Consider the following 12,983-nt stretch of genomic DNA (forward strand, 5'->3'; position numbering starts at 1 on the left):
TCCGAGGAGTATAGTGATTTATTTTATCATAGCATAGGTAGTGTATAAACAGTGCTTGTTAAACATTATCTCAGTTACATTACATTGGTATCGATTTTAATGTTTCACTCACACAGATCATTTATATGCAGGCTGGGTTGTTTAGCAAAATAAAACGGTGCATTTCCCAGTTTGGAAAACGCACCTTTAATTTGTTTTAATGATTCGTGGTTTTGGACTTCATTCTTTAGATAGTTTATCCATTATTGATTATGATTTTCAGCAGCCATGGCGATCGCTTTGGTTTCATGGACTGTACCGAAAGGATGCTCAGGTGGAGCATAAATAGAATACAGTTTTATTGGTTTATTCCCCGTATTAGTTAGATTGTGCCATTTTCCTGCAGGTATAAAAATTGCATAATCTTCATAGGCATTTTGCTGAAAATCCAATCTATCCTTTTGATCGCCCATTTGAACCAATCCTTGACCTTGTTCTATACGAATGAATTGATCAAGGTTTGGATGGCTTTCTAAACCTATGCTTTCACCAACATTAATACTCATTAAGGTTAGTTGTAAATGCTTTCCGGTCCATAACGCCGTACGGAAATTCTTGTTTTTCTTCGTAACCTCCTCCATATCTACTACAAAAGGTTGTTGTCCATAATCATTTAAACCACTGTTTCGATAATAATAAGGGTTCCAGTTGTTATAGCTCCAGTTGTAACTATTCCAGTGATTTAAGTTTCTGTTAGTATATCCCCAATTTTCATAACTAAAGTTATTGTTATGCCAGTTGTTAGGCATAGGATGATGCCATTGATGCTCCCCATACGAATTACGGTACAAATCGTTCTCCTCCATTATCTTCATATTTTCTCAATATCTTATGTAGGTAAACTCCTATGGGTAATCAAATAACGAAAAATGGGTTAGATGTCTATTAACTTGAATCACATCTAACCAGCATTGTATTAAAGACTTTTTTTGAATTAGTCGCACTTCATTATATTAAGCAGATCAAGTTTAAGTTAAGTTGGAACTTTCTCTACCTAAATATGTTTATATCGACACATCATCGGATTTCCAATGAATTAAACCACTGTAAACTTGCACAGCACACCCTACATAAAACATAAGATAATTTGATAGTTAAACAATAGGAGGACAAACACATGTATTCAAATCATTCTGGACCGCATTACTATGAATATGATCGTCTGCCAACTAACTTTCAACTTATAAATGATATTCAGAAGGCCATTCATGGAGAGTATAGTGCGGTGGCTTGTTACAAGATTTTAGCTAATATGGCACCAACACGGGATGAAAGGAACAGAATTCTTGAGATAATAAAGGACGAAGAACGCCATCTCGAGGAATTCAGCAGAATTTATTTAAATTTAACCGGAAAAGACCCATCTTACAAAATCGTAGAGGAATGTCCTGATAAGTATAAAGCTGGTGTGAAATTTGCTTTTAAGGATGAACAAGAAACTGTTGATTTTTATTTAGATATAGCAGATCAAGCGAATGATTCAAATATTAAAGAAAGATTTCGACGCGCAGCTGCAGACGAACAAAATCACGCTGTATGGTTTCTATACTTTTCTACCTACCACAAGACAACAAACACGAAAAGGCAGCTTCAAAATTTCGGTGCTAAAGCGGCCTTAAGTGCTACCGCGTTCGCTTTACCTCAAATGTTAACTTATGCTCTTCAAGACGAATACTTAGCCCAAGCGAGATATGATGACATTCTTTCGAGCTTCGGAAATATTCGGACATTTTCACGAATTAAAGAAGCTGAATTGAGGCACATAAATGCTCTGTTACCACTTTTTTACCGGTATCAGGTACCAATCCCTGAAGATACATCGCAGTCATTCATTACAACTCCAGAAAGTATTAAGGCAGCCTATGCTGCTGGGGTTCAGGGGGAAATAGACAATATCTCTATGTACGAAAGGTTCCTTTCCCTTAGTATTCCGGATGATGTTCGTTTTGTATTTTCTCAACTACGTAATGCTTCTTTAAATCATCTTTCAGCATTTGAAAGAGGCCTTGCTAGAAATGTTTGATTTTCATACAAGGTTGTTATTTTTGTAATATCCAAAAAGCCAGATTTTCACCTCAGTTGTAAGGCGGCGCTATTTTACATGAAGAGATTCGCTCTTTTCTCATATTCACCCAATCAGTGAACAACTAAAATTAGGGGATAAAAGCAAGTAAGTATTCCCTTATACTTGTCAAAAATTGATAAAAGCTAGCCTCCAGTTAGAAGCTAGCTTTTTTTCATGTTATTCAGTTCATCTTGAAGCTGCATGGTCCTTTTAGCATTTCCTTGGGCAAAATTCTCTAATCGATCCTTTAATTGTTCATTATCATTAATTCTTTCTGCAAGGTGTATATAGGTTCTCATAAGGTCATTTTCTTTTTCTAGATTGGCTTGTAGTATTTTAGAAAGTCCTTCTTGATCAATTGCATCATCTAGGGAACCATCCCGGTCAAAATCTTGATTATGATCCATTTCTCCACCTCCATTTTACTAACAGTATTTACAAAAAAAGAAGTCGTTACTCACTGTGAGAAACGGCTTCTTTCATTTCTTACGTTCGAATTTTTCTTTACAGACAATCAAACACTTCGTCACTCACCTGAAACTAAAAAAGAAATAGCAAAGACGTTGAAGAAATACAAAGGTTTCGATTTGGAACTATTTTTCATTCAGATCGAGATGGAAACAAATTGCCCTATCCTTTTTCAAATCTTCCTATCCTTTCACGAATAAAATCAGGCACAGGCACTGAGGATTTAGTATGGGAATCATAACTTACATATACAATCTCACCTAATAAAATCAGCTCCTGATCTTCCTCACGTGTAATCTTAAAAGCCATAGTAAAGCTAGAGCGCCCCATTGATTTCATACAGCATGAAACATTTAGCCAATCACCCAAAGTAGCCGAGCTCTTATATTCTAGTGTGGACTTTACTACGACAAAATCAAATTGATTATTGGCAGTTAGCTCTTGCATATTAAGTTTGAGACCCTCTTCGAAATACTCACTTACGGCAATATCTAAATAAGTTAAATAATGTGCGTTAAACACAATTTTTTGCCCGTCTATTTCTGAGTAACGGACTTTGAGACGATGAGTAAACCGATAGTGTTCTGTCATTTACTAGTCTCCTTTTGACGGTTTTAGATTAATTATATTATATTTTAAGAATTCTTATAATTAAAAAAGAAAACTTTCATTAATAAATGGCAATCTTCGTTCCACTGCAAAGGATAAGTCTATACGTTTTTAAAGGAAATCAAAAAAAAAGACTTCTTCCCACTTAAGAGAAGAAGTCCTTAGTTTATATTATTGACCTTGACCTAGTGAATATCCAAGCTCTCCGTTAAATGTGTACAAGTTCTCTGTTTTGATAAAATCTAAATGAGCTTCTTGTATACGACTTAAGAGGCTTAGGATATCGCCATTTGAAATGCTTTCTGTGCCTTCGCTTTTTTGGAAACGACAACGCCAATGGTCTGTTGTAAATGTTTCTGGGAAACCGCCCGGATATACTTTTACACCACGGTTTGTGATAACAGCTAACCTAAATTCAGGTCCAGCAAGTTCTTCTAGTTTTTTACCGATTTCATCTGGTGAATGTTGATTATTAAATAAGAAAACGTCAACTCCGTCTAGCTCACGAACGATCTCTCTGTTAATTCGATCACTTGCAACTGGTGAAAGTTTAAATTCATTTTCATTGTTTGTTTCGCTATTGTTGTAAACGACTGGTTTAAATGTCGTTGGTTCTTGCCCTAATCTTTCGATAACAGCTTCGGCAAATTCCATTGTTCCAACAGACGCTCCACCTTTTGCAATATCCGCTGTATTCACACCATCTTCTAATGTTTTTAACCATGCATTATGAATACGTGTTGCCACGTCTGCTTGCCCAATATGAACTAACATCATGATTGCCCCATTAATAAGTCCTGATGGATTAGCAATTCCCTTACCTGCGATGTCAGGAGCACTTCCGTGGATCGCTTCAAACATTGCGACATGATCGCCGATGTTTGCTGAACCCGCTAACCCTACACTTCCTGTAATTTGAGCAGCAACATCAGAAGCAATATCTCCGTAAAGGTTAGGCATAACGATAACATCAAAGTCTTGTGGCGTGTCTGCTATTTTAGCCATACCAATATCAATGATCCAATGTTCTGTTTCAATTTCAGGGTATTCTACAGCGATCTCTTTGAATACTTTATGAAATAGACCATCAGTTAACTTCATGATATTGTCTTTTGAGAAACAAGTTACTTTTTTACGGTTATTTTTTCTTGCGTATTCAAAGGCATAACGAATAATCTTTTCTGAGCCAGGTCTTGTAATTAACTTTAGGCACTGAACCACTTCTGGTGTTTGCTGATGTTCAATTCCAGCATATAGATCCTCTTCATTTTCACGAATAATGACAAGATCCATGTTAGGATGTTTTGTTTTAACAAATGGAGCATAAGAAACATTAGGTCTAACGTTTGCATATAAACCTAACGTCTTACGAATCGTTACATTTAGACTCTTATATCCCCCACCTTGTGGTGTAGTGATCGGGCCTTTAAAAAATACTTTATTACTTCTAAGTGAATCCCAAGTTTCATTAGGAATCCCAGTTGTATTTCCTGATAAATACACCTTTTCACCGATTTCGATAAATTCAGGCTCAATCATAGCACCTGCATGTTCTAATATTTTTAGAGTAGCGTCCATAATTTCAGGACCAATTCCGTCTCCTCTTGCAATGGTGATCTTACGTTTCTGTGTCATAATATCTTCCCTTCTGTTTTTATAAGTATTATTAAGGATTACAGTTCGCACATTGTGATGGATCCGCTTTTTCCTTACCATTTGGATATAGCTTCTCTTCGTTTTCCCCACATTTTCTACATGTGTATAACTCACTTTTCACTAATTTGGTGGGAAGCGTACACCATTCACAAGGCAAGCCTTTTCTTCTTTCCACTAATTCAAATCCTGGAAATGAGCACGTTGGACAAAGGTTATAAATTTTTTCGATTAGATTTTGTGTGGCTTTTTCAATATTCTTCATTCTTGTTGGATTGCAAAACGCCCGCATATCTGTTTCAATCCATACATTCCCGCTTTTTGATTTTCCCAAAAGCGAATGAACTGCTGTTTCTAGATCTTGATTATTATTTATTCCTTTTATTATCTCATCTTGGTTTTTCGTTGATTCATGTAACTTAACAACTACAGCATGTTCAGGAAATCCAATAGATTCACAGAATTCAATGGCTTCTTGTACACTTGCTATTGGTTTATGATTAAAGTTTGTATCTGTTGTGGAAGATTCACCAAAGATTTCCCAATCATTTTCCTTATCAATCAATAAAACAATTTCTGTATTTAAAGGTAAGAACGGGACATAAGGATGGGGTCCAAACGTACCCTCACTTGAGATCGCTAAAGTTCCCTTAGTTAAGAGTAGTGCTTGTTCAGCCTTAAGCTTTGCAGCATCTAACTGACTGCCGGGTCGTTCAACATCTCTTGTGAACGTTCCAAAACAGTCTGTATTAAAGTTATTAGGTATGTAAACGGAAATGCCTAGTTCTCTTTCTAATAAAGGCATCATTACCTTTTCTTTTTGGTGCATAGTTGCCAAAATGCCAACTCGATGATGAAAAAAAGAATGGACGATTTCTTGTTTGTTCATTTTTTCTCTCCCTCACGAAATTGATCATACGCTGAAAACCAACAATCTTACTCCAAAAAGATACTAAACTATGTACTAAATTCCCACTAAATCTAATTCGCATTCTTCTGAAATCACATGTTGTCCAACATGACGTCCAAAGTTATTTTATCTGATTCAATAAATCCATTTAACTTCTTACATGAAAAAAAGGTATATTGCTTAGTCTCGTCTTCGAGCTAGGTAATATACCGATTTATCCATTCTTTATTTCTTATTAATGAGGGGGACAACCTTTTCAGGTAATCAATGTAAATTGATAAGCTGCTAAAGTCTTTCCCTAAATAAGAAATTAAAATAGTATCTATCGAATCATTCTTTTCATTTAAAAACATACCTTGAATTCAACTTGGTGTCAACAACCAAGGACCAAGTTTTTGGTGTAAATATCGCAGACTGTATACTGGCATTTTTTCTAACAAGTCTTCCATGATAAAATAGACTAGAGCATGATTATGCGTTTTTACTGATGGATGAAACTTTCTTCCCTTTCAGTCGTAATATCTAATAGAAAGTTATAATAGGAGTCGATTCATTTGAGAACATTTTTGAACTTCTTTCTTCGTTCCTCGTTGGCATCCGGTTCAATCGTTATCTTTTGGCTGATAAGCTTTTTCGGGTTCAGCCAACCGTTTCTTCTATCCAGTGGATTAGCGCTTGGTGGTGGTGCAGTGGTCTATTTTGGAGTAAAAGGGATAACTACTCAGCGTTATTTACGTCAGAACAGGTTGACTCGTAAGGAATATGCCTATATTAAAAGTAACTTAGAACAAGCAGGTATAAAGATAAAACGACTGCGAAAATCCCTATTAACCATTCGTACAGTTTCATCGATCAAACAAAACATCGAGATCTTACGTGTTGTTTCTAAAATATATTCAATTACCAAGAATGAGCCAAGACGATTTTATTTAGTTGAACCATTCTACTATTCTCATTTAGATTCACTGCTTGAAATTAGTGAGAAATACGCCTTTCTAGCAAATCAACCAAGGAAGAATCATGAACTAACTGAATCATTACGAGATACACAGCAAACGATGACCAATCTAGCAAAAGTCATCGATCAGGATTTATATGACATTCTTGAAAAAGATATTAGTCACTTAAAGTTCGAATTAGATGTGGCCAAGCTTAGTATTGATAAAAATAAAAAGTAAGTGACGTGGAGGTTCTAATAAATGAGCGTAAACAATCGACTAAATGATTTACTTGCGACTCCGTTTGGAGAAGAGGAACTCGTGGTTCAAAACACATCAACTCTAGATCAACCTAAAAAACTAATTGATGTTTTACCAGAAGAAAATAAGCAAAAGGCCATTCAGATTGCCCAACAAATTGACCCGAAAAATCATCAATCTATTGCACTCTATGGATCACAAGCACAAACTAAATTGGTGAACTTTTCTCATCACATGCTTGATCATGTACAGAAAAAGGATACCGGTGAGATTGGTGTAATTATTGGCGACCTTATGAAAAAACTAGAAAAAGTGAAACCTGATGATTTAAAGCCAGCGAAAAAGAATATGCTTTCTCGTGTGTTTGGCAAAGTTTCAAATTCCGTTCAAGAAGTACTTTCACAGTATCAAAAAACGGGTGCTCAGATCGATCGAATCAGTGTGAAATTAGATCATTCTAAAAATGATTTACTTCAAGATATTACCGTACTTGAAAAACTTTATGATGAAAATAAAGACTATTTCCATGCTTTAAATGTCTACATCGCTGCAGGAGAGTTAAAGATTGAGGAATTAGAAACAAAGACAATTCCTGAGTTAAAGAAAAAAGCAGAGGAAACACAAGATCAAATGGCTTACCAAGAGGTAAACGATTTGATTCAATTTGCTGAACGTTTGCAAAAACGTACACATGATTTAGTGTTAAGCAGACAAATCACGATTCAAAGTGCCCCACAAATTCGCTTAATACAAAGTGCCAACCAAGCACTAGTTGAAAAAATCCAAGCTTCCATTACAACAGCAATCCCTCTTTGGAAAAACCAAGTGGCCATTGCCCTTACCTTACTGCGACAAAAGGATGCAGTTGAAGCACAAAAGCTAGTTTCTAAAACAACTAATGACTTATTGTTAAAAAATGCCGAAATGTTAAAGGTGAATACAGTAGAAACGGCCAAGGAAAATGAACGAGGTCTAGTAGATGTTGAAACCTTGAAAAAGGTCCAAGATCACTTATTATCTACATTAGAAGAAACACTGCGAATTCAGGCTGAAGGTCGTGCAAAACGTCTACAAGCGGAAAACGATCTAGCCCTAATGGAGACGGATTTACAGAAGAAGCTTGCGAGGATTGAATAAGCAAAACCAATTAACAACAATATGAGCTCAATCACAATAGGGTGACTGAGCTCTTTTTGTATGCTTCCATTAAGAATAATGATTATTTAATCTCTTCTTTTCGAAACAAAAAGATAGAAATAAAACCAGAAAATATGGCTCCTCCAAGGGCAATAAAGAATTGCGTTTGACTTGAGATTTCAGGATAATTATTTGTAAGTATTCTCAATCCGAAAAAATAGACAATAACCATAATAGGGATAATGAGTATAAGCTTTTTCATGTGTTGGCACTTCCTTTTTCTTTAAAGCCTTCTTAATTATGTTAGTAAGTTTACCATCTATATTATACTAATAGTAGTCCCGTTTTCCTTGGATTTCTTGCATTTTAAGAAGATCCTTCTTATCAAAACGCATTCTATTCCTTATATGAGTTTGACCAATTCCGATTCGAAAGTACGTAAAAATGGGAGTCTAATCCTCCCTTCTTCATTCAAGCATACCTTTGTTTATAAGGCTAGTCTGGAGCTAATTCTACCAATAGGTGATGGTATCAACTGTTCCTAAAACGATCATAATCAATCCAGCAATCCTTTGTACGTAATGCCCCACTTTTCTACCCTTCTTTTTAATTACTTTTCCACTTAAATCGAAATACCAAATGACTAGTAAGGCTAATAATAATGGTAAGCTAGTTCCAATCGCAAATATACCTGGTAACACTACGCCATATGAAGTAGAAACTACCATTGGAATAAGCGTCACAAAAAATAAAATGAACATGGTAGGACAAAATCCTAGTGAAAAGCTAACTCCCATTAGGAAGGCACCGAGACTCCCTTTCTTACGCTCTGGAGGTTTTAAGATGTTGAAATTCCACCTTATAGTTAACCAGCCAATCATAAAAAACCCTATCAAAATGAGCATGGGTCCAATCAATTTTCTTACCCATGGAAAATATAACGTAAGTGACTGTTGGAATTCACTTCCTAATACCCACACCAACACTCCTAGCACAGAGAATACCGTAATCTTCCCTAGAGTAAAGAAAAAGGCTTCCTTCCATGCTATTTGGTCTTGAATAGATCGATTCCCGTAGAGTGTAATGGCTCCCAAGTTCCCCGTAAATTGACATGGTGCTAAAGCTCCTACCAAACCCAGTACAAAAGCTGCAATAAGCGGAAAACTTTCAACTTGATAAAAAACGTTTAAAAATGGCTCACTAAGCAGATGATTGATATTACTAAAAAATTCGTACATCCTTAAGCTCTCCTATTCATCATCCTCTATAAGATCTATCTATACTGATAAACAAAAATGGACGCAGAACATAATCTATCTGACGTCCATTTTTATTTATACAACTTGACTGTAAATTTGATCGAAACCATACCGTTCTACAAACTTTGCAAATGGCTCTCTCTTTTTTCCATGTTCTTGGTATAGTTCAATAATTCTATCAACGGTTTCATATAACTGTTCTGGTGTTAATTGTTCCTTAAATAATGTCCCGACTTTAGCATTTGTCCCTTTTGCTCTTCCACCAATATAGAGATCATAGCCATCTTTCATTTTCATTACACCAATATCATTGACTAAAGGTTCACCGCATCCTACAGAACATCCTGTATAGGCAGGACGAAGGGTGAAGGGCACTGCTCTTCCAGCTAGTAAACTATTTAACTCCATAGCTACCGGCATTCCCTCTTCTTCAGCACCCTTACAGAAATTGCAGGTTCTTAGACTTTTAATATAATTCCCAACAGGATAACAAGAAAGTCCAACATCATTAAATCTTTTCTTCACATCATCAAGTTGGCTTTCAGGAACCTCTACGTATAGCTGTTGAAAGGTTGTGATTTCTAGCTCTTCACCATCTTCTAAAAACTCAGCTATTGTTACAAGTTGCTTGGAATTAAGTTTAGCACCAAAGGAGATTCCACCATTTACTGCTACCTTTATTTTTGTTTCAATGTCTGACATAAAGCACCTCTCCATAATTGCTATCTTAATTTATATGATAACACATTTTAGGAAGCTATTATTTAGTAGGAGAAAGCTCACTTTCCGTTACCCATTTATGATTTTTAATCTCTTCTCCTCCAGTAGTTGAAGTAAAGTCAATCATATATACAGTGGTTTGTTCAGCGGAATCTATTGTTACGGTTGCACCTTCCATTCCCTCCATATGGTCTGCGTTCGTCTTCACTTCTGAACCTGCTTCAAATGGCTGTTCTCCGGCATCAAGGATTTCCTCATGGATAATCCACTTATGGTTCTCGACCCTCTCTCCACCATTGGTAGGCTCATAGGAGATAATGTAGGCTGTTGTTTCATAAGCTCCAACAATTTTTGCTTCGGCTCCCTCCATACCTTCCATGTGAGCATGTTTAATGAATGCTGTGCTTCCAACGGGATAGGTTGGATTTTCAGAAACTTTTATGCCTTCCGGTACTTCACCAGAACTTGAGTGGTCCATTGCTGAATGGTCCATTCCAGAATGATCCATTCCTGAGTGGTCCTTTTCACCTGTTTGTTCTTTTGAAGTCGTTCCTTCTTCTCCAATTGCACACGCGGAAAGTGTAAATGCAGAAATGATGGCAACTATAATCATAATTATTCTAATTTTCATCTTCTTCACCTCTATAATTTTTAATAGTAAATAGTTTTACCTACTAGTAAAAGATAAAACAGAATTGTGCAGAATTTATGGAGAAGTCATCACCATGAACGTAATTTTTAAAAAAGATTATTATTTTTCATGTGACACCCATTTGTATCCGACACCCCATACAGTTTGTATATGTTGTTCAACTGGGAATCCAGCTTTACGTAACTTATCTCGAAGATTCTTCATATGCGAGTCAATGGTTCTGCCTTCTGTGTCTGTATCATACCCCCACAGATTTTCGATTAATTTCTCACGGGAAAAAACACGATTTACATTTCTAAGAAATAATCCAATCAATTCAAACTCTTTTGGTGTAAAAGGTATTGAAGAGCTATGATAGGTTACTTGCATGAGATCCTCACTCCATACCAAGCCTTTAAATTCTGTTGTATTTGCACCTTTCACTCTTCTTAAAACAGCCTCCACTCTTGCTATAAGCTCCTCTTTGTCAAAAGGTTTCGTTACATAATCGTCAGCTCCTAGCTGTAAGCCTTTTACAATATCCTGTTTATGATCACGTGCGGTTAGCATAATAATAGGAACTGAAGAGAACTCCCTAATATTTCTACATGTTTCCCATCCATCCATATCTGGCATCATTACATCTAAAAGTACAACATCAATATCATCTCTACTCTCTATTATGCGAAGAGCCTCTTTTGCTGATAAAGCCGTTACACACTCAAAATGATGGGGAGATAATTGTAACGAAAGTAGATGAAGCATCCTTTCCTCATCATCAACGATTAACGCTTTTCTCATCCTAAACACCTATCCATTCTAATCGTAATCAAAGTCCCCTCATGAACATGGCTTTTAACTGAAATCTCGCCTCCGTGGGCTTCTACAATTTCTTTAGCAATCGATAATCCTAATCCTGTCCCCCCAGAAACACGTGACCGGGACTTTTCTACTCTATAAAGACGATCAAAGATATATGGCAGATCTTCTTTAGGTATACCCACTCCTTGATCTTTAATTGTAATAAATACATCATGTTTAGTTCCACTGACATTGATCTCTACAAAGGTGTTGTTATCTGAATATTTGAGTGAATTGTCTAAAAGATTAGTAAGAACTTGTTCAAACCGCTCTGTATCAATCTCAACTTCTGCTACGTCACTTCCAGATAAACTTAATCTTATTTGGTTCTGTTCAAATGCTGGTGTTACTTTAACTATTATCCTTTGAATGAAATGACTTATATTTACTTTTTGCTTTTTTACTTGAAAATGATTTTGATCAACCCTTGCTAGATCAAATAAATTATTAATCAAACGAGACAAATGTTGAATTTCTTCTTTTATAATCTTCAAGTATTGCTCTCTATCCTCTTCACTAATGTTTTTTTGAGAAGCAACATCAGCATACCCTTTGATGTAGGTTAAAGGTGTTCGAAGCTCATGAGCAATACTTGCTAAAAATTCATTTCTTTCTTTCTTTAAGTGGTTTAAATCTTGAGCTAATTTTTCTATGGAACCAGCAAGCTGTCCAAGTTCATCTTTAGAAGACATATTCAAAGTAACGGTAAAATCACCTTGACTAAGCTTCTCCGTAGCTTTTTTCATAATAACCAATGGATTGGTTATTAATTTCGTAAAGATTGCAATTGAAATCATGGATAATAGAACGATGACAGTACCGACAGTTAGAAAATGATTTCGTAAGCTTTTGGTCATTTCTACCATAGACTCACTACCTCTAAACATGTAAACAAACCCAACAATGTTTCCCTTGTTTTCGATTGGCGTAACAATCGCTAAATATTTATTAGTTCGCCACCTGGCTTCTAAGATGACACCTTCCCTGGGGATCCTTTCTATTCTGCTTGAACGATTTACATAATTGATGTAAGTTTCATTCTCCATAGAAGCTGCTATGATGTTCCTTGACTCATCCGTTATAACAACATCCGTCTCTGCTTCGGTTTCCATAAGAGCCACATGATGGATAGTTTCTTCGTTGTAATTTTTCTCAAGTACATTTCGATGACTATTTCCTCTTCCTCTCAACTCTTCTATCTCTTCTTTAATCCTAGATTCCTGTAAACTAAAAAAGAGATATAGGGAAAAAATAGACTCTAATAAAAGAATAACAATAAAAAATAAGACTCCTAGTTTGACGGATATTTTGTTCATTCCATCCAATCCTTTTCACATCTATTTTTTTAAACAATTGATACTATTATTATACAAACAAGAAATATAAGAAACTCCTGACAGCCCTAATTAATCTGCTACTAATTTATCCTAGG

General features: G+C 35.8%; 14 protein-coding genes. 3 read left to right on the plus strand and 11 right to left on the minus strand.

Going from position 1 to position 12,983, the window contains the following annotated elements:
- Positions 1 to 242 precede the first annotated feature (242 nt).
- Entirely contained in the window at positions 243 to 830 is a 588-nt protein-coding gene (locus tag G4D63_RS19055; RefSeq protein ID WP_239585855.1) for a cupin domain-containing protein, read from the minus strand.
- 326 nt (positions 831 to 1,156) lie between these two features.
- Here G4D63_RS19055 and G4D63_RS19060 point away from each other — a divergent pair, with 326 nt between their 5' ends.
- Positions 1,157 to 2,062, plus strand: coding sequence for a ferritin family protein (locus tag G4D63_RS19060; RefSeq protein ID WP_163181652.1), 906 nt, complete (start codon positions 1,157 to 1,159; stop codon positions 2,060 to 2,062).
- A 203-nt stretch (positions 2,063 to 2,265) separates the two neighbouring features.
- On the opposite strand, the gene G4D63_RS19065 is transcribed toward G4D63_RS19060, so the two are convergent.
- The 4 genes from G4D63_RS19065 to G4D63_RS19080 form a co-directional block, all read right to left on the minus strand.
- Positions 2,266 to 2,511 (minus strand): hypothetical protein, encoded by a 246-nt coding sequence (locus tag G4D63_RS19065; RefSeq protein ID WP_163181653.1) that lies wholly within the window; start codon positions 2,509 to 2,511, stop codon positions 2,266 to 2,268.
- A gap of 223 nt (positions 2,512 to 2,734) precedes the next feature.
- Complete coding sequence (locus G4D63_RS19070) at positions 2,735 to 3,163, minus strand: acyl-CoA thioesterase (protein ID WP_163181654.1); 429 nt, start codon at positions 3,161 to 3,163, stop codon at positions 2,735 to 2,737.
- A 189-nt stretch (positions 3,164 to 3,352) separates the two neighbouring features.
- Positions 3,353 to 4,816: an NADP-dependent isocitrate dehydrogenase gene (locus G4D63_RS19075; protein WP_163181655.1), complete on the minus strand. Its 1,464-nt coding sequence runs from the start codon at positions 4,814 to 4,816 to the stop codon at positions 3,353 to 3,355.
- Positions 4,817 to 4,847: 31 nt separating this feature from the next.
- Positions 4,848 to 5,723: a DUF6671 family protein gene (locus tag G4D63_RS19080; protein WP_163181656.1), complete on the minus strand. Its 876-nt coding sequence runs from the start codon at positions 5,721 to 5,723 to the stop codon at positions 4,848 to 4,850.
- A 575-nt stretch (positions 5,724 to 6,298) separates the two neighbouring features.
- Here G4D63_RS19080 and G4D63_RS19085 point away from each other — a divergent pair.
- On the plus strand, positions 6,299 to 6,922 hold the full coding sequence (locus G4D63_RS19085) for a 5-bromo-4-chloroindolyl phosphate hydrolysis family protein (protein WP_163181657.1): 624 nt from the start codon (positions 6,299 to 6,301) through the stop codon (positions 6,920 to 6,922).
- Positions 6,923 to 6,943: 21 nt separating this feature from the next.
- Positions 6,944 to 8,080, plus strand: a complete 1,137-nt coding sequence (locus G4D63_RS19090) for a toxic anion resistance protein (protein WP_163181658.1) — start codon at positions 6,944 to 6,946, stop codon at positions 8,078 to 8,080.
- A gap of 82 nt (positions 8,081 to 8,162) precedes the next feature.
- On the opposite strand, the gene G4D63_RS19095 is transcribed toward G4D63_RS19090, so the two are convergent.
- From G4D63_RS19095 to G4D63_RS19120, 6 genes are all read right to left on the minus strand, one after another.
- The gene (locus tag G4D63_RS19095) at positions 8,163 to 8,342 is read right to left on the minus strand and encodes a histidine kinase (protein ID WP_163181659.1); all 180 of its coding nucleotides are present in this window, start codon (positions 8,340 to 8,342) and stop codon (positions 8,163 to 8,165) included.
- A gap of 250 nt (positions 8,343 to 8,592) precedes the next feature.
- Positions 8,593 to 9,318 (minus strand): urease accessory protein UreH domain-containing protein, encoded by a 726-nt coding sequence (locus G4D63_RS19100; RefSeq protein WP_163181660.1) that lies wholly within the window; start codon positions 9,316 to 9,318, stop codon positions 8,593 to 8,595.
- 96 nt (positions 9,319 to 9,414) lie between these two features.
- Positions 9,415 to 10,041 carry an NAD(P)/FAD-dependent oxidoreductase gene (locus G4D63_RS19105; protein ID WP_163181661.1) on the minus strand — a complete coding sequence of 209 codons (627 nt, stop codon included), beginning with the start codon at positions 10,039 to 10,041 and terminating at the stop codon, positions 9,415 to 9,417.
- Positions 10,042 to 10,099: 58 nt separating this feature from the next.
- The gene (locus G4D63_RS19110) at positions 10,100 to 10,690 is read right to left on the minus strand and encodes a YdhK family protein (RefSeq protein ID WP_163181662.1); all 591 of its coding nucleotides are present in this window, start codon (positions 10,688 to 10,690) and stop codon (positions 10,100 to 10,102) included.
- Between the two features lie 120 nt (positions 10,691 to 10,810).
- Positions 10,811 to 11,491, minus strand: a complete 681-nt coding sequence (locus tag G4D63_RS19115; protein ID WP_163181663.1) for a response regulator transcription factor — start codon at positions 11,489 to 11,491, stop codon at positions 10,811 to 10,813.
- Complete coding sequence (locus tag G4D63_RS19120; protein ID WP_163181664.1) at positions 11,488 to 12,867, minus strand: sensor histidine kinase; 1,380 nt, start codon at positions 12,865 to 12,867, stop codon at positions 11,488 to 11,490. The genes G4D63_RS19115 and G4D63_RS19120 overlap by 4 nt, the downstream gene beginning before the upstream one ends.
- Positions 12,868 to 12,983 lie beyond the last annotated feature (116 nt).

This window comes from Bacillus mesophilus (assembly GCF_011008845.1).
In the GTDB taxonomy this organism is placed as follows: Bacteria; Bacillota; Bacilli; order Bacillales; family SA4; genus Bacillus_BS; species Bacillus_BS mesophilus.

What these genes read in the sequence shown, in the direction of transcription:
- G4D63_RS19060 (WP_163181652.1), top strand. Translation starts at nt 1,157, where the DNA reads ATGTATTCAAATCATTCTGGACCGCATTACTATGAATATGATCGTCTG.
- G4D63_RS19065 (WP_163181653.1), bottom strand. Translation starts at nt 2,511, where the DNA reads ATGGATCATAATCAAGATTTTGACCGGGATGGTTCCCTAGATGATGCA.
- G4D63_RS19070 (WP_163181654.1), bottom strand. Translation starts at nt 3,163, where the DNA reads ATGACAGAACACTATCGGTTTACTCATCGTCTCAAAGTCCGTTACTCA.
- G4D63_RS19075 (WP_163181655.1), bottom strand. Translation starts at nt 4,816, where the DNA reads ATGACACAGAAACGTAAGATCACCATTGCAAGAGGAGACGGAATTGGT.
- G4D63_RS19080 (WP_163181656.1), bottom strand. Translation starts at nt 5,723, where the DNA reads ATGAACAAACAAGAAATCGTCCATTCTTTTTTTCATCATCGAGTTGGC.
- G4D63_RS19090 (WP_163181658.1), top strand. Translation starts at nt 6,944, where the DNA reads ATGAGCGTAAACAATCGACTAAATGATTTACTTGCGACTCCGTTTGGA.
- G4D63_RS19095 (WP_163181659.1), bottom strand. Translation starts at nt 8,342, where the DNA reads ATGAAAAAGCTTATACTCATTATCCCTATTATGGTTATTGTCTATTTT.
- G4D63_RS19100 (WP_163181660.1), bottom strand. Translation starts at nt 9,318, where the DNA reads ATGTACGAATTTTTTAGTAATATCAATCATCTGCTTAGTGAGCCATTT.
- G4D63_RS19105 (WP_163181661.1), bottom strand. Translation starts at nt 10,041, where the DNA reads ATGTCAGACATTGAAACAAAAATAAAGGTAGCAGTAAATGGTGGAATC.
- G4D63_RS19110 (WP_163181662.1), bottom strand. Translation starts at nt 10,690, where the DNA reads ATGAAAATTAGAATAATTATGATTATAGTTGCCATCATTTCTGCATTT.
- G4D63_RS19115 (WP_163181663.1), bottom strand. Translation starts at nt 11,491, where the DNA reads ATGAGAAAAGCGTTAATCGTTGATGATGAGGAAAGGATGCTTCATCTA.
- G4D63_RS19120 (WP_163181664.1), bottom strand. Translation starts at nt 12,867, where the DNA reads ATGAACAAAATATCCGTCAAACTAGGAGTCTTATTTTTTATTGTTATT.